The sequence below is a fragment of the Levilactobacillus parabrevis ATCC 53295 genome, assembly GCF_001434055.1.
Classification (GTDB): domain Bacteria; phylum Bacillota; class Bacilli; order Lactobacillales; family Lactobacillaceae; genus Levilactobacillus; species Levilactobacillus parabrevis.
Genome location: NZ_AZCZ01000011.1, coordinates 54,807 through 70,581, shown reverse-complemented (window position 1 = coordinate 70,581; position 15,775 = coordinate 54,807). Strand labels below are relative to the sequence as shown.

Annotated in this window: 13 protein-coding genes; 5 read left to right on the top strand and 8 right to left on the bottom strand. The window is 51.3% G+C overall.

Annotation, left to right across the window (positions count from 1 at the left end; genetic code table 11):
• Nucleotides 1-470: 470 nt before the first annotated feature.
• Nucleotides 471-683 (bottom strand): hypothetical protein, encoded by a 213-nt coding sequence (locus FD07_RS04430; protein WP_020088738.1) that lies wholly within the window; start codon nt 681-683, stop codon nt 471-473.
• A gap of 180 nt (nt 684-863) precedes the next feature.
• Here FD07_RS04430 and FD07_RS04425 point away from each other — a divergent pair, with 180 nt between their 5' ends.
• Both FD07_RS04425 and FD07_RS04420 read left to right on the top strand, forming a co-directional pair.
• On the top strand, nt 864-1,805 hold the full coding sequence (locus FD07_RS04425) for a nucleoside hydrolase (protein WP_020088737.1): 942 nt from the start codon (nt 864-866) through the stop codon (nt 1,803-1,805).
• 122 nt (nt 1,806-1,927) lie between these two features.
• On the top strand, nt 1,928-2,866 hold the full coding sequence (locus FD07_RS04420) for a DMT family transporter (RefSeq protein ID WP_020088736.1): 939 nt from the start codon (nt 1,928-1,930) through the stop codon (nt 2,864-2,866).
• A 360-nt stretch (nt 2,867-3,226) separates the two neighbouring features.
• Here the strand turns inward: FD07_RS04420 and FD07_RS04415 are convergent, their stop codons facing one another.
• The 4 genes from FD07_RS04415 to FD07_RS04400 all read right to left on the bottom strand — a co-directional run bounded on the left by FD07_RS04415 (nt 3,227) and on the right by FD07_RS04400 (nt 9,156).
• On the bottom strand, nt 3,227-4,858 hold the full coding sequence (locus tag FD07_RS04415; protein WP_020088735.1) for an ABC-F family ATP-binding cassette domain-containing protein: 1,632 nt from the start codon (nt 4,856-4,858) through the stop codon (nt 3,227-3,229).
• A gap of 134 nt (nt 4,859-4,992) precedes the next feature.
• Nucleotides 4,993-5,853: an AraC family transcriptional regulator gene (locus FD07_RS04410; protein ID WP_020088734.1), complete on the bottom strand. Its 861-nt coding sequence runs from the start codon at nt 5,851-5,853 to the stop codon at nt 4,993-4,995.
• 1,086 nt (nt 5,854-6,939) lie between these two features.
• Nucleotides 6,940-8,145 carry an MFS transporter gene (locus tag FD07_RS04405; protein WP_020088733.1) on the bottom strand — a complete coding sequence of 402 codons (1,206 nt, stop codon included), beginning with the start codon at nt 8,143-8,145 and terminating at the stop codon, nt 6,940-6,942.
• A gap of 114 nt (nt 8,146-8,259) precedes the next feature.
• The gene (locus tag FD07_RS04400) at nt 8,260-9,156 is read right to left on the bottom strand and encodes a LysR family transcriptional regulator (protein WP_235804785.1); all 897 of its coding nucleotides are present in this window, start codon (nt 9,154-9,156) and stop codon (nt 8,260-8,262) included.
• A gap of 94 nt (nt 9,157-9,250) precedes the next feature.
• On the opposite strand from FD07_RS04400, the gene FD07_RS04395 reads away from it, so the two are divergent.
• The gene (locus FD07_RS04395; protein ID WP_020088731.1) at nt 9,251-10,294 is read left to right on the top strand and encodes a YeiH family protein; all 1,044 of its coding nucleotides are present in this window, start codon (nt 9,251-9,253) and stop codon (nt 10,292-10,294) included.
• Nucleotides 10,295-10,347: 53 nt separating this feature from the next.
• On the opposite strand, the gene FD07_RS04390 is transcribed toward FD07_RS04395, so the two are convergent.
• On the bottom strand, nt 10,348-10,953 hold the full coding sequence (locus tag FD07_RS04390) for a cadmium resistance transporter (RefSeq protein WP_020088730.1): 606 nt from the start codon (nt 10,951-10,953) through the stop codon (nt 10,348-10,350).
• Between the two features lie 70 nt (nt 10,954-11,023).
• On the opposite strand from FD07_RS04390, the gene FD07_RS04385 reads away from it, so the two are divergent.
• Both FD07_RS04385 and FD07_RS04380 read left to right on the top strand, forming a co-directional pair.
• A complete protein-coding gene (locus FD07_RS04385) occupies nt 11,024-11,362 on the top strand; it encodes an ArsR/SmtB family transcription factor (RefSeq protein ID WP_020088729.1) in 339 nt (112 codons plus the stop codon).
• On the top strand, nt 11,352-11,531 hold the full coding sequence (locus FD07_RS04380) for a hypothetical protein (protein WP_020088728.1): 180 nt from the start codon (nt 11,352-11,354) through the stop codon (nt 11,529-11,531). The genes FD07_RS04385 and FD07_RS04380 overlap by 11 nt, the downstream gene beginning before the upstream one ends.
• A gap of 611 nt (nt 11,532-12,142) precedes the next feature.
• Here the strand turns inward: FD07_RS04380 and FD07_RS04375 are convergent.
• Nucleotides 12,143-13,678, bottom strand: coding sequence for a multicopper oxidase family protein (locus tag FD07_RS04375; protein WP_020088727.1), 1,536 nt, complete (start codon nt 13,676-13,678; stop codon nt 12,143-12,145).
• Nucleotides 13,679-13,867: 189 nt separating this feature from the next.
• Nucleotides 13,868-15,661: a heavy metal translocating P-type ATPase gene (locus FD07_RS04370; RefSeq protein WP_020088726.1), complete on the bottom strand. Its 1,794-nt coding sequence runs from the start codon at nt 15,659-15,661 to the stop codon at nt 13,868-13,870.
• Nucleotides 15,662-15,775: the final 114 nt, after the last annotated feature.

Genomic DNA, 15,775 nt, shown 5'->3' with positions numbered 1-15,775 from the left:
AAGACTAATCGTCACCATGATACCCACGAGTATTGGTGTAAACAGTGTCAGTATCGTTGCAATGACGACCGATTAGGGGCCATGAATATTGAAATACTTGGTCAAAAATGGCTAAGTGGTGTTAAGCGACCGAAGATTAAGAAGTTAACGACTATCGGGTAAATCCCGATAGTTGAACGGGTAGCCGTCAATTACCCGATGATGTTGCCACCATGAGTAGGAGTGCCTAACAGGTATATTGGACTACTGTGTCATAAGACACGTGAGCGACAAGCCACTGAATTTATTCAGGGGCAATTGACAATCCGCTTCCGCTCGTCCACTGTCAATGCTGAATCAGGGGGACAAACACCACGCAGTCTTGTACGCCATGTTTTATTCGCATGATATCCATAGCTTCGTCCGACCATGCAAAGAGGGACCCAGAATTTTTCTGAGTCCTCTTAGTCTTCACATAACCAAAATGTTCGTTAATTACTGCTTGAGCTATTCTGGGTTGGTATCCCACTAGGTTTGCCTGACGGGTGGCCTTTCATGCCCTTCGGCGCGTTCTTCAATTGCGTTGTTTGCGCCGATTTGGCCTGCTGTTGACCGAGCATGTAGCCCGTACCGCCACCGAATAAAATGAATCCAGCAACGACGAGCGATAGCCAGTGCTTGGGGCCTTTACGCGTTGGTTGCATCTTATAACCATCCTTTCTAAAAATAATCTGCAATCGTATAAGTAGCAGTATACGGGAGTTTTCTTAATCTTAGCTAAATCGTTCGGAATCTAAGGGTTGCGTTCCACTTTAAAAGTCGGTAGTATATGAACTATGAGTTTGAAATAGTTAAATAATGTTCGGAAATGGAGAAGATACCAGATGCGTAATGTCTACTTTAACCACGATGGTGGCGTCGATGACTTAGTTTCCCTGTTGCTCCTGCTGAAAATGCCAGATATTCACCTGACCGGGGTCAGCGTCATTGGTGCCGATTGCTACCTGGAACCAGCCCTGGCCGCTAGCCGGAAGATTATCGATCGTTTTGGGCACGGCGCCCAACTCGATGTGGCCGCGTCCGATTCTCGGGGCGTCAATCCCTTTCCCAAGGAGTGGCGACTTGATGCCTTTAGCCTTGACGCTCTTCCCATCTTGAACGAGGCCGGGACCGTGACCACTCCCGTCGCCGCCAAACCAGCCCACCTCGACCTGATCGATAAGGTTCAGGCTGAGGCTGGTCAGACCACACTACTCATGACGGGACCGCTGACCGACCTCGCTCGCGCCCTAGCAGTTGATTCCAGCATCGCTCCCAAGATTGATTGCCTCTACTGGATGGGAGGCACCTTCGACGGTCGAGGAAATGTCGCCGAACCCGAACAGGATGGCACGACTGAATGGAATGCCTTCTGGGATCCAGATGCCGTAAAGACCGTCTGGGACAGCCAGATTCCCATCCAAATGGTCGGTCTGGAAAGCACGCACCAGGTGCCGCTGACCCCTGCCATTCGGCAACACTGGGCCACCTTGCGTCAACATCCGGCGCTGGACTTCATCGGTCAAGGATACGCGTTAGTACCCGCCCTACAACACTTTGAGACCAACTCGACCTACTTCCTCTGGGACGTCCTGACCACGGTGGCCACCGAGGCTCCCGCTATCGTCACCACCAAGACTGTGACCAGCGATGTTCTCACGACTGGCCCCGGGCGTGGTCGCACCTTCGAAACGCCGGACGGTCGGCCCGTGACCCTGGTCACCCAAGTCGATCACGACGGCTTCTTCCAGCGAATCGATGAACTGGCCATTCTAGCCGATAAATAAGTTATACTGGAGGAAGCGGCCGCAACGGCGCTTCCTTTTTTGACGCCACCAAGACAGCCTAGCCTACAGAAAATAATGACTTTACACATCCTAAAAATACATCGTACAAGGAGATAACGTTTATGCTTTCCATCACCATTGGCATTGCGATCGGTATCATCGTATCCTTCCAGACTGCCGTCAACTCGCGGTTACGGAGCTTCATCGGCTCACCCTATCAAGCCTCGTTTGTTTCATTTGCCATCGGGACCCTCTTTCTGGCAGTCATCACCCTGCTGGGCCACCAGTCGCTATGGGTCTCTGGCACCCTACTGGCGACCCAGCCTTGGTGGATCTGGATTGGTGGGCTACTCGGGGTCATTTTTCTAACCACCAATATTCTCCTGTTTCCCCACATCGGTGCCGTTCAAACGGCTATCATGCCGATCCTCGGGCAGGTCATCATGGGGTCGATCATCGACAACTTCGGCTGGTTCAGCGCGACCAAGCAGCCGCTGACCCTTATCAAAATCATCGGTCTCCTACTCGCACTGGCTGGCATTATCATCACGGTAGCCCTGCCGGGAATCCTGCAACGGCGCAACCAGCTACAGCGGCTAACACCCACTGGTAATCCACTACTCTGGCGCTTACTGGGCGTATTTATCGGGGCACTGGGTGCGACACAAACGACGATCAACGGTCGATTAGGATTCGTCCTGCACTCCGCTGTTCACGCGGCATTCATTTCCTTTTTGATTGGAACGCTGGGACTGCTGGTCATCGTCCTCATCGCTAATCACGGGCTAAAGGAAGTTCGCCGGGCAACCGGTCCGGGCAGGCCTTGGTGGCTATGGATTGGCGGGTTGCTGGGCGCCATCTTCGTACTGGGAAACGCCTACCTGGCACCAATTCTTGGCACCGGCCAAACGGTGGTCTTCGCCTTACTGGGGCAAATCACCGGGGGGTTGCTCGTCGATCAATACGGCTTGTTGGGCGCAACCCGCAAGCCAGTCGTTCCCGTTCAACTATTGGGCCTGGCAACGCTGATTGCCGGGGTTGTTATGATTCGACTGTTCTAATTTGTAACCTTAAAGGGGGCCCTTGACCGAGAAAGTTTCAGTCAAGGGCCCCCTTTAAAATTCACGGTCTCCAAAGAATTCGCATTATTTTTGTACAACTTACATTATTAGGGAACAAAAGAGATTCCTGGACGACAACGAAACGGCCAAAAAATGATCTCCTAAAAGAAAGTCCGACGACTAACACCGAACATTTTTTACTAACTCTACTAAATCACCCAGCAGATACAGTCGCTTACCCAAAACGCTAAGCACTCGTATCTGCTGGGTTTTTGTCTTCGTCCGAATCTGCTTTTGCTAAATCTGAGCAATCAAAAAGGGAGCCCCTACTGCGGCTCCCTCTGTTTACGATTAATTTAATTACTTGTCAGCGTACAGCTTCGCAACTTGATCCTGAACCTGTTGGTGGCCTAAGAATTCGTCATAAGTCGTGTCTGCCCGATCCACGATACCGTTAGGGCTAACTTCAATGATCCGGTTAGCAATCGTTTGAATGAACTCGTGGTCATGCGATGTGAAGAGGATGCTACCGGTGAACCCGACCAGGCTGTCGTTCAATGCCGTGATGGATTCCAGATCCAGGTGATTGGTTGGATCATCGAGCAACAGCACGTTAGCCTTGCTCAACATCATCTTGGACAGCATAGCCCGGACCTTCTCGCCCCCAGACATCACGTCGACTTCCCGGTTCACATCATCGCCAGAGAACAGCATCTTCCCGAGGAAGCCCCGTAAGAAGGTGTTGTCGCTCTCTTCCTTGGATGCAAACTGCCGTAACCAGTCAATAACCGTCAACTCGTTGTTGGCAAAGTAGTCGTTGACGTTCTTTGGCAGGTAGGTCGTACTGGTCGTTTGACCCCAGACAACGTTTCCACTGTCCGGCTCCATTTCGCCAGCAATGATCTGCATCAAGATGGTAGTCGTCAAGTCATTACGACTGATGAACGCCGTCTTCTCATCGGGACGCAACGTGAAGCTGACGTCATCGAGAATCGTCACACCGTCGATGGCCTTGGAAAGGTGTTCTACGCGAACCAAGTCGTTCCCAAGTTCCCGTTCTGGCGTGAACTTGATGAAGGGGTACTTCCGTGAAGATGGCTTGATGTCATCCAGTGTGATCTTCTCCAATTGTTTCTTCCGAGACGTGGCCTGCTTAGACTTCGAAGCGTTGGCACTGAACCGCGCCACGAATTCTTGCAGTTGCTTGATTTGATCAGCCTTCTTGGCATTGGCGTTAGCCTTCAGCTGCGCAGCCAATTCACTGGATTCCATCCAGAAGTCGTAGTTCCCGACAAACAGCGTGATCTTACCAAAGTCCACATCACACATGTGCGTGCAGACCTGGTTTAAGAAATGCCGGTCATGGGAAACAACGATGACGGTGTTTTCGTAGTCCGCCAGGAAGTTTTCCAACCAACTGATGGATTGCACATCTAACCCGTTGGTCGGTTCGTCCAAGAGTAAGACGTCGGGATGACCGAACAAGGCTTGGCCCAGTAAGACCTTCACCTTTTGGGGTTCCGTTAATTCACGCATTTGGACTTGATGAAGAGATTCGTCGATCCCCAAGGCTTGTAACATTTGGCTGGCTTCGGCTTCGGCTTCCCAACCACCCATTTCACCAAATTCACCTTCGAGTTCAGCGGCGCGAATCCCATCTGCATCACTAAAGTCGGCCTTCATGTAGATGGCGTTCTTTTCAGTCATGATATCGTAAAGCTTCTTGTGACCTTGGATCACCGTGTTCAAGACAATTTCATCTTCAAAAGCAAAGTGATCTTGGTTCAGGCTGGACATCCGTTCGTTAGGGCCCATGGAGACGGTCCCGGTCGTCGGCTTTAACTTGTTTTCGATAATCTTTAAGAAAGTGGACTTGCCGGCGCCGTTAGCGCCAATGACCCCGTAGCAATTCCCCGGGGTGAACTTGAGATTGACTTCGTCGTAGAGCTTCCGGTCGGAGAACTGCATACTGACATTATTGACGGTTAACATGAATGAACGATACCTCCTAGATTTTTGCGTAAAAAACCAACGTGTCAGTTAACGGCAACGTTGGTTTCCACTCATATTCGTTGTGTTATGTTGGCTTAGTCTACCATAAATATCGTTCACAAGCAACGGTTACGCTACGACCAGGACCGTTGGGCGGCGTAACGCTCACGGTAAGACTTCGGCGTCATCAGGAAGTGTTGCTTGAAGGTCACGAAGAAATTCTTCTCCGTCCGAAAGCCCGTCTTGGTGGCAATCGTCTGGATGGAATCGTCCGAGGTCATTAGGAGCTCCGTGGCCCGTTCCAGCCGAATCTGCCCCAAATAGGCCTTCGGTGAGATCCCCATATATTCTTTGAAATATCGGGAAAAATAAACACTCGAGTAGTTCAGTTTCGTCGCTAAATCGGCAATTGACACGGGTTGCCCGTAGTTCTGCTGCAGCTCTCCGACGGCTTGGCGCAAGGGCTCCGGCAATGGCAACTGATAATTATCGACCTGCCCGTTGATCTTCAACTGCTTCAGAAGTTGCCCGACCAGCTGATACTCGGCACCCAGACTCGCTAGGTAATCTGCCTGGCTGTCACGTTCGTGAATGGCATTATCCACGAGCACGCCAGCCGCCTGGCCGATTCCGCGGTAAGCGGCATCGTGCAAGTCCAGATCGACGGGACCCCAGATTGGAAGCTGCTCGTTATCGACCACATTTCGCAGCCAAGCCGCCGGCATCAGTAGCGTCATGATTTGATTATCCTCATCCAACATCGTCTCATAACTGTGGACCACTTCGGAATTAATCACGTAGATGTGACCGGCAGCCATTTCAAAGGTTGAGCTCCCAATATGCACGGTCCCAGGATGCCCACAATACGGGTAGGCCAATTCAACCGCTTGGTGCCAATGTGGCAATACCAATTTCGGGCCGCCGGTGCCATGGCTAATGACGCGCAACGGCAATTGCATTGTAAAGTTTAAGCGTTCATGATACGGCCGAGGCATGTTCGTCCCCCCATTCTCGCAAATTCTTATTCAACAAAGTAAGCGGCTCCAATTTAATTACCCCCAAGTAGACCAATCGCAGCAAGTTGTTTTGTATTGTAGTATACCACGTTAACCACCTAGATGGTTAAAATAAGTAACGCAATCATTAAATTATGGGATTATGGAATTGCTAAATCCCCAGTACAATGTACTTGTAACATCCGATAGGGGCCACACAAATTAACAATTGTTCGTCCCTACTGTTACAGTCATTGCAAACCTCGTGAAAGTTTGTCCGTCAGCGCCGTTTCTCGCCGCTACTGGGGAGTGCCAGCGAGACCAGCCGCTAGTCGCACAAAGCGCCTAGCCCATCATCTTTTAGGATAATCGTACCGACCGCTTGGGGGAGTGGCCGATCAACCAACTACCGGTGGTTTCTCTTGGGGAAGAGATCACCCACCGTACTGTGAAGAAACAGAATAGGCTATGGCCATCAGAGGCTTTAGGGGGGACAGCTAGACCGGTTTATTGGGTCTGGTTGTTTTTGTTTAGAGAGTGGAGCAAGCCGTTTAGATTCTGAGCATTAACGAGAATAAGGCTTCTGGTCGGCAGCCGCCGGCCAGGAGTCTTATTTTTGTTGAGCGGAAGAATCTGGCTTGCGGAACTCGTTTCAGAAGCCGCAAGTTTCCGGATATCCCGGCAAGAGAAAGTCTAACGCACTAAACCAGAATAATTACTAACAACCTATGCCGGACAGGAGTCCCTGATTTTTCTAAGCGGAAGAACCTGCCTTGCGGAACTCGTTTCAGAAGCCGCAAGTTTCCGGACATCCCGGCGAGAGAAAGTCTAACGAACTACGCCAGAATAACCACCAACATACATATACCGAGCAGGAATCACTTAACTTATTAAGCGCAAGAACCTACCCGACTGAACACGTTTCGAAACCCACATATTTCCAAATACCTTAGCAAGAGGAGCCCACCACACCAAGGCTCTCACTAACTTCCTAAAAATCTCCGCAAAAAAGAGGAACCCCAGAATTCTCCATCTCAGGTTCCTCATATTTACATCGAAAATTATCGTTTCATCAGCTAGCCAGCCCTACTTTTCCGTAGCCGACTGCAATTGGTCCGGCCGCTTCAACAGAAAGGCCATCAGGTAAGAAACAATCAGGAAGACCGACACCACCAGGTATGGGTAGTGCGGGTTCATATCGAGTAACATCCCCGACATGATTGGTCCCACGATATTCCCCACACTGGTCAGGGACATGTTTAACCCGTTGATTAGCCCCTGGTTAGATTCGCTAGCCTTGGTCAGCAACGTCGTAATGGCTGGCCGCAACAGGTCGAAGGCCGAGAAGACAACCAGTGTAGCAATCATGACAGCAATCTTCCCGTGTGCCTGGGTGATCCAAACCACACAGATTGCGGCTAGGAAGAAGCAGGCCCGGATGACTCGCCGCTCGCCCCACTTACTGACCAGGGTATCAAACATCGCCACTTGCAAGAATAATGAGATTAATCCGTTAAGCGTCAACACTAATGCGATGTTGCTCAGGCTAAAGTGGAAGACTTCGTTAACGTAGATACTGTAGATACTTTCAAATCCTTGTAGGCCAAAGGAAGAGACCAGAATCATGGTAAATAGGATGATGATGGGCACCGTCCAGAATTCTTTGGTCATTGGATGGGCAGATGGCTTGGCAGCCGCAACGGTCGTCGCCTCCGCATCGCGAATCTTACTGGTCTCGGCATCACTCGGCAACAGACTGATCAGGACAATGGCACTGATCAACCCCAACGCACCGGCAGCCCAGAACGGCGTCTTGTAACTGACTCCAGCTAAAATCCCCCCGATACCGGGACCCAGAATCAGGCCCCCACTAAAGGCGGCCGACAACCAGCCGATGACCCGCGCCCGTTGGCGTTTCGTCGTAATGTCAGCGGCTAAGGCCATCGCCGTAGGTACGACCATGGCAGCAGACAGCCCACCAATAACCCGCGAAATGTTGAAGACCATCAACTTGTTGGTCAAAGCGAACAGCACTTCGGAAGCCATAAACAGGAACAGTCCGGCCGTCAACACAGACTTTCGCCCAATCTTATCCGACAACCGCCCAATCAGGGGTGACGCCACGAACTGCGCGAAGGCAAACAGGGCACTCATAATCCCCATGTCCGTTGCGGTCAGATGTAATTGATTCTTCAGGAACGGCATGACCGGGATTACTAAACTAATTCCCAAACACACTAAGAATTCACTAAATACTAAGATAAAAATGGCCCGTCTCGTTTTCTTCGTCACGATGGCTCACCCCTTCTCGCTAATTTTTACAGCATTGAGATAAATATATCAATATTTAGGGGTGTTTGTCTAATCATTCGCTCATTTTCTCAGAAAAATTTAGTTTTTAACGACTTACCCTTTCTTCAAGGCCGTCGCCCACCGGCGATAATCATCCGCAAAATAACTATCACGGGGATAAACCAGATCCAAATCATGCCGCAGTTGCCCCGCTTGCAGTGGAAGAACCGCCAGTTTTCCAGATTTTAAGGCCTCGGCGACCACGGAACGGTAGACAAAGCTAATCCCACTTCCCTGCAGCAAGACTTCTCGAATGGCAGTCGGATTATTTACCGTCACCACCTGAGGGAACTCCGCGAAGGTCACGTTGGCCGCATGCGCCAGGTTTTCTAAAATTTCCCGACTACCGGACCCCTCTTCCCGAACAATCAGCGGATAGGCGGTCAAGTCGGCCCAACTCACGGCTGACTGTTGGGCCAACGGGTGGTCAGCGGCGACCACCCCGACGAAGGGTTCCTGCCGTACCACCTCATAGCCGTAGCGTTGCTTGTCAAAATTTCCTTCAATCAAGGCAAAGTCGCTGTCTCCAGATTCAATCGCTGCTAAAGCAACGTGGGTATTCGTCACCCGACAATTAATTTCATGATAATGCTGGGCCTGTAGTAAGCCAATCAGCTGTGGCGCCAAGAATTCACTGATCGACAGCGTTGTGCTAAAGGTGACTTGCCGCACCTTCTGGGGATGTTGGAGAGTCGCCACCACCGCATCCGCCTGAACCTGGACGCGTTGAACAAACGCCGCAAGTTCCACCCCAGCCGGCGTGATTGTCAGCTTGGGGCGCTCGTAGCGCACGAGCTCGACACCCAGTTCCGCCTCCAAACTCTTGATTTGTTGAGATACTGCCGGCTGGCTGATGTATAGCTGACGGGCTGTTTGCGTATACGACTTGGTCGTGGCCAACACGAGAAACGTTTGATACCGGTGGTCAAGCATGTCATAGCTCCCTTTCATAAGTGATACTTATATCATTATTATTCATTCCAATTTTATCTTATAACTGACTTCCGGTAAACTAGGTTTAGACATTTTTGAGGAGGAAATTCTTTTGGATATTCGCACAACTGTTGTGAGCCGCGGTTTCTGGCTGGCTTCACTCTTAACTTTAGTCTGCGCCGTTGCCGGTAGCTTTCTGGCACAACTGCCTTACTTAAACCTGGTCGGTGCCTTAGTCATCGCACTACTGCTAGGCATGGTCTGCCAGGTTCAGCCCCAGGTTATCAACGCCAACCGGGCTGGTATCGGCTTCATCAGCAATAAATTCTTGCGTCTTGGTATTATTCTCTTAGGATTCAAATTAAACTTGCTCCAACTGGCCCAAGCCGGCGTGAAGACTATCACTTTGGCCATCTTCGTGGTGACGGGGATGGTGCTTCTGACCTACAACCTCAGCCGTAAACTCGGCGTGGAGAAGGAATTAGCCATTTTGACCGCCACTGGGACCAGCATCTGTGGGGCCGCCGCCGTTATGGGTGTGTCGCCACAAATCAAGGTGCCTGACGACAAAGCCGAACGTCAACGGGAAAATGAAGTTCTGGCCGTCGCTATCGTTGCTATCTTGGGAACGGTCTTCACGTTGATTGAAATCGGCCTGAAGCCACTGCTCCACCTGACTGCCGTTCAATTTGGGGTACTGACTGGGGGCTCGCTTCACGAAATTGCCCACGCCGTTGCCGCCGGTAGCGCCGGTGGTCCCGTCAGTCTGGACACCGCGATCATTACCAAGCTCTCCCGGGTCCTACTGTTGGCCCCTGCAGCGCTGATCATTGGCTGGTGGTACCAACGCCAATCCCGCAAGGCTAATCCTGAAGCAACTGCCAATGAAGGTCCAGCTAAACTGCCAATTCCGTGGTTCATGGCCGGTTTCGTTCTGACCAGCATCATCGGGACCTTCCTGCCACTGGGCGATGTTGCTCTGACCGGTTTGGTTAAATTAGCCTACATCTTCCTCGGCATGGCCATGGCCGCCCTGGGGATGAGCGTCAACTTTCGCGTGATCTTCCAGCGCGGGGGCAACGTCTTCCTGGCGGCCACCATTTCATCAGTTATCCTGATGACCTGCGTGACGATTGCCAGCAAGTTATTCTTCTAGACCCAATTCATGCCAAAATAGTGGTCCGTCAGCGATTGACGAGCCACTATTTTTTAGATCATTTTTCCTAAATGCTGAATCGTTCCGCTATCCCACAAAATATACAGCCCAATCAGTAGGTACACGGCAATGGTAATATAACGCCCCTGTTTTTCCAAAACTTCTGCCACTTTAGGCAAACAGGCCAGCCGATAGCCAATCTCCCAGAACAGGATGACCATGACCGCAAACGTCAGTAAAATCAACGGAATTGTCGCCGGTGCCACCGTGGTAAAGATTGGCACGTAAATCCCAATGTTATCCGCACCACAGGTCGCCACCGTAATCAAAGCCACGTTCCAGATAAGACTCTGCGGTTTCGCTACCTTGGCGGCAATCTCTCCGGCATCATCGTCATCCCCTTGAACCCACAACTTGATTCCCAAATAGATTGGAATCAATCCCAGCAGACCTAACAGCCACGGTGCCGGCACGAATCCCAGAAAAAAGGCCACAATCAGTGAGCTACCGACTAACACGGTTGTTCCCAAAAAATCCCCTACCAACACTAACCAGCGGTCTTGGTGCTTTACGCGGCCGAAGATTACCATTAGAATAATTAAGTAGTCGAGTCCGGTGGAAATATACGCCGTGACTCCCGTAAGAATCGTTTTTAACATGTTGCCATCTCCCCATGCATGTTATCTACAACATATGTTATCATCTACATATGAAAGGAGCAACCCTTTTATGCCGAATTCCGAAGAAAAAGTCACTTTGATTGAACCACGAATGGCCCAAGCTTCACAATTAATCTTTAAATTACTCAGTAACCCCACGCGTTTACAACTGCTCTACCTCTTGGAACAGCAGGAGCTCAACGTTAGTCAACTCAGCGAGCTATTGTCGGTAGAACAGTCGGTAATTTCCCACCAGCTGGCACTGTTAAAAAAGGAACAGTTGGTGGCGGTTCGCCGGGTGGGTAAGCAAAACTTCTATCGCCTAGATGACCCGCACATTCTCGATATCGTTAATGAAACCTTGGCCCACGTGGACCACGTGTTGCGGGGGAAGACCCATGGCCATTAAGGGACGTGGTGAACAAGCTGAAGACTCCGCTTCGACTGAGCCTGAAAATAACTTGGCGGGTAACTTTTCGTCTAGTCATGAAGCCTTAGCTGCTAAAACAGAAGTTGAAACTGATCAGCTCGAAACGTTTAATTCTCTTGAGAAGCTTTGGGCAGATTTGAATGATTGAAGACAATTAACTCGCTAAGAACTTTGAATTTTCTTCAATAACAAAACTGCAGATACTATCTAGATTTAACCAGATGGTATCTGCAGTTTTTTGATATTTAAATTGTATTTAAAGGATTGTTGCGGAGAAGCTGAACTGGATCAGGAATCTCAGTTCTTCTGTCTGGCAGAGTTTTTAATGGTCAAGATAGCTTAGGGATTTGGGCTTTCCCCCGCCTTGATGTTCGGAAACTTGCGGCTTCTGAAACGCGTTCCGCAAGCCAGATTCTTCCGCTTAGAAAGCTAAGTCCTCCTGTCCGGCATAGTTTTTAATGGTAAGACTGGCTTAAAGAATTAGTCTTGCTCTCGCCTTGATGTCCGGAAACTTGCGGCCTCTGAAACGCGTTCCANAGAAAGCTAAGTCCTCCTGTCCGGCATAGTTTTTAATGGTAAGACTGGCTTAAAGAATTAGTCTTGCTCTCGCCTTGATGTCCGGAAACTTGCGGCCTCTGAAACGCGTTCCACAAGCCAGATTCTTCCGCTTAGCAAAATAAGGAACTCCTGCTCGGCATAGCCGAACAGAAGCCCCTTATTTCCCTAATGCTCAGAATCTAAACGGCTTGTTCCACTCTCTTACATCTTCATCCCCATCTTCTCATACGAACTCATTCCAGCGAGGTGGAGGTCTTTAACCGCAATCCCCCGCTCCTTGGCTACCGCGTTCATTAAGGTATCCATATCCATTAATTTATAAGTTTGTGGATGGTCTGGATCATAAGCTTCAATCTGTGCCATCATGCCGCCGTCTTCGTGCTCGATGATGTGGCAGTGATACATGTAGACCCCGGTGTGCTCGAACCGGACCTTGATGCGGACCGTTTCTCCTGGGTTAACGCCGACCGTGTCCTTGAAGCCGTGCTCGTTGGGGTACGGGGCCTTACCATTCCGCGAAAGCACTAGGAATTGCGTCCCGTGCATGTGGAAGGGGTGAACCATGCCGCTCCCCATATCGTTGGTGTTGGTAACGTCCCAGAGCTCGACGTTGCCCACCTTTTGCTTCGCATCGATCCGTTGCATTTCAAATTTCTTACCGTCGATCATAACTTGCTCGTCCATCCCGGACATTACGACCTTGCGTACCGGTGTATTCGGCGTAACTTCTGGATCAGGAATATCGACGAGGTGGTCGGGTAACTTAGTCGTATCCGGCTTAAACTCGTGAATGCGGAACCGAACCAACGGAACATCGTCGGAATACAACGTGACCGTTTCCCCCGGCTTGGCCTTGCCGAAGTCCACGATGACTTCAGCCCGTTCCGCACAGGTCAACATCAAGTGGGTAAATTCAACGGGTTCCGGCATCACGCCACCGTCCGAAGCCACTTGTGTAAATGGCAGGTCATTGCTGAAGTGCAGCCGCCACTCGCGCCGGTTTGCCCCATCCAGAATACGCAGTCGTAGCCGTTGCGTGGTGACATCGAAGTAAGGATTGATTGTCCCATTGATCATTGCCGTGGGGCCTTGAACACCATCCGGATCATAATCAGCTTCGTAATCCCATTGATTATCCTCGTGGAAACGCCGGTCCTGTAAAACTAACGGAATATCATCGACCCCGTAGTTTCTTGGAAATGGCAACTTGGCTTCTTGCTCATCGGTGACCAGCGCCAAGCCCGCCAGGCCCTTCCAGACCTGTTCGGCCGTTGATGGACATGGATGGGCGTGTAACCACAACGTTGCGGCTGGTTGGTCGACTTTAAAATCAATGTGTCGCGTCTTGCCAGGATAAACTGGGGCGTGACACCCACCGTCCGTGTATGGCCCAGGAACATTCAGTCCATGCCAGTGGAAAGTGGTCAATTCAGGTAACTTATTTTTTAGATCGATATGCATCGTCTTGCCCTTAGCAAAGACAATGGTCTGACCGAGCAGACTCCCGTTATACCCCCAAGTCTTGGTCTTCTTACCGGGCAACAATTGTGTCTCCCCAGCTTGGGCCTCGACCGTGTAGTAGGTATCCGTGGCGGTCTCCTTGTCAGGCTTTAAAAGTGGGGGAATCCGTAGCGGTTGTTGCGGCGTATCGGGTTCCTCCAACGGGACGTAACCCCCGTCATGCGTGTTAAAAGCCGGTTCATCAAAGAAATAATAGGTGTAGATTGATTTTGTCATCTTTCAGGCTCCTCTTCGATTTGATTTGGCAACACTGTACAAGTCCATGATACCGCATTCACCAATCTGGGGGAAATGAACGCGCAATTTTCAATCGCCCAGTCGATCAGTTCGACCCAACCTTTCCGGAACGTAAAAAGGCCGCCCGCAGGCAACCCGTTTAAAGTTTTATTTTCAAGTAAATAATAGCTACCGATCCGCCCGTGCCCGTAGCGCGTAGAGGATGGTGACCGTATCCACAACTTCCTGGAAGACGGCCCCGATGATGGCTGGGATAACCCCAAAGCTGGCAATCACCATCAAGCCGGTGCAGATGAAGATACCAATCAACACGGCCTGCTTAGCCACGCGCATGGTGTCATGAGCAATCTGGCGTGCCGTACTGACCCGAGTCAGATCATCCTTTAAGACGACCGCATCCGCCGATTCGCTAGCCGCTGTCGCCCCGTGCGCCCCCATGGCAATACCGACATCCGCAGTCGCCAGTGATGGTGCGTCATTAATTCCGTCCCCCACCATGGCCACCGGCCGCTGCTCAGCGGGGAGCTCAGCCAAGACCTTAATCTTGTCGGCAGGCAAACAATCCGCATGAACCTGATCAATACCGACCTCACTGGCAATCGTCTCAGCGATTGGCCGGCGATCCCCTGAGATCATCAGGAGGTGATTGGCCCCAGCCGCCCGCAGAGCCGCCATCGTTCGCCTAGCTTCCGGCCGCACCCGGTCGTTAAAACTGACGTACCCTTGGTAAATGCCAGCAATTGAGATGTAGACTGCCGTCTGATTGGATTTCTCCACGGCTTCATCTGTCACGAAGCCACTCTTACCAACGCGAACTTTCTGACCGTCCACCATTGCCGCCACTCCTTGAGCAGTGGTCTCGTTGACCGCGGTTGCTGGCAGTAACGGCTCAGTTGTAGCCGCAACTAGCGACTGCGCCAGGACGTGACCCGAGTGCTGCTCGGTGCTGGCTGCCAACTGAAGCAACTTTTCCGCGGGCAACGCTGTAACGGGAACGACTTGGTCCACGACCAGCCGTCCCTGAGTAATCGTCCCGGTCTTATCAAACGCAAACGTCTTGACCTGCGCCAATTTTTCCAGCGTCGTCCCCGTCTTAACGATGATCCCATTTCGGCTAGCCCGACTCATCCCCGAGATCAGGGCAATCGGCGCCGCCAAAATCAATGGGCACGGTGACGCCACGACCAGGACCTCCGCTAACCGCACCGGGTCACCGGAGAAGAACCAAGCTAGTCCAGCGATGACGTAGGCCAGCAAGGTAAACGGCACCGCATACCGATCGGCCATCCGCACAAATTTAGCCGGTTGGGCCTCGGCTTGTTGGACCAAGCGGACAATGTTCTGGTACTGACTGTTGTCGGCAGTCTGGTCGGCTTGTAAGTAGACCGACGCCTCACCGTTGATGCTTCCGGACATGACGGTGTCACCGACCTGTTTCTCAATCGGTCGGGCCTCACCCGTCAGTGAAGCTTCGTTGACCGTGGTGGGCCCAGTCGCTAACGTGCCATCGACTGGCATGACTTCACCCGGCTTGACCAGTAACCGATCGCCAACCGCCACTAAACTCACGGCAACGTCGCTCAGCCGCTCACCCACGACCCGGTGCGCGGTCTGTGGTGAATTATTCAGTAACTCTTGAAGCTCGCTGTTGGCCCGACTGGCCGCAAAGTCTTCCAGAGCATCGCCCCCGGTCAGCATTAGCAGAACGATCAGTGCCGCCCAATACTCACCCACGGCTAACGTGGCCAACACCGCCGTAATGGCCAGCAGGTCTACGCCGAATTTACCCGAGCGCAGCGTCCGGACCATTTCGATCAACATAATAATAGCGAGTAGCAAGCCCAGCCCGGTAATTAGGACCTGCGCCCACATTGCCTGATGATTAACAAATTGAAGCCACAACGCGATGGCTCCTAAGATAATGACGAACCAGAATTGGCGGTATTGCCGTAATTGTTGCATTATGGTCCCTCCCCTTAAATCGTAATTGTTACCTCGAGTATACCAAAGCTTGTGACTTTTACCACATGTGAACCGGCGTTTTGCGAAACAAAAAGAGCCCGACCGCGGTCGAAC

What these genes read in the sequence shown, in the direction of transcription:
- FD07_RS04390 (WP_020088730.1), bottom strand. Translation starts at nt 10,953, where the DNA reads ATGTTAAAAACGATTCTTACGGGAGTCACGGCGTATATTTCCACCGGA.
- FD07_RS04380 (WP_020088728.1), top strand. Translation starts at nt 11,352, where the DNA reads ATGGCCATTAAGGGACGTGGTGAACAAGCTGAAGACTCCGCTTCGACT.
- FD07_RS04385 (WP_020088729.1), top strand. Translation starts at nt 11,024, where the DNA reads ATGCCGAATTCCGAAGAAAAAGTCACTTTGATTGAACCACGAATGGCC.
- FD07_RS04370 (WP_020088726.1), bottom strand. Translation starts at nt 15,661, where the DNA reads ATGCAACAATTACGGCAATACCGCCAATTCTGGTTCGTCATTATCTTA.
- FD07_RS04400 (WP_235804785.1), bottom strand. Translation starts at nt 9,156, where the DNA reads ATGAAAGGGAGCTATGACATGCTTGACCACCGGTATCAAACGTTTCTC.
- FD07_RS04415 (WP_020088735.1), bottom strand. Translation starts at nt 4,858, where the DNA reads ATGTTAACCGTCAATAATGTCAGTATGCAGTTCTCCGACCGGAAGCTC.
- FD07_RS04375 (WP_020088727.1), bottom strand. Translation starts at nt 13,678, where the DNA reads ATGACAAAATCAATCTACACCTATTATTTCTTTGATGAACCGGCTTTT.
- FD07_RS04425 (WP_020088737.1), top strand. Translation starts at nt 864, where the DNA reads ATGCGTAATGTCTACTTTAACCACGATGGTGGCGTCGATGACTTAGTT.
- FD07_RS04410 (WP_020088734.1), bottom strand. Translation starts at nt 5,853, where the DNA reads ATGCCTCGGCCGTATCATGAACGCTTAAACTTTACAATGCAATTGCCG.
- FD07_RS04420 (WP_020088736.1), top strand. Translation starts at nt 1,928, where the DNA reads ATGCTTTCCATCACCATTGGCATTGCGATCGGTATCATCGTATCCTTC.
- FD07_RS04430 (WP_020088738.1), bottom strand. Translation starts at nt 683, where the DNA reads ATGCAACCAACGCGTAAAGGCCCCAAGCACTGGCTATCGCTCGTCGTT.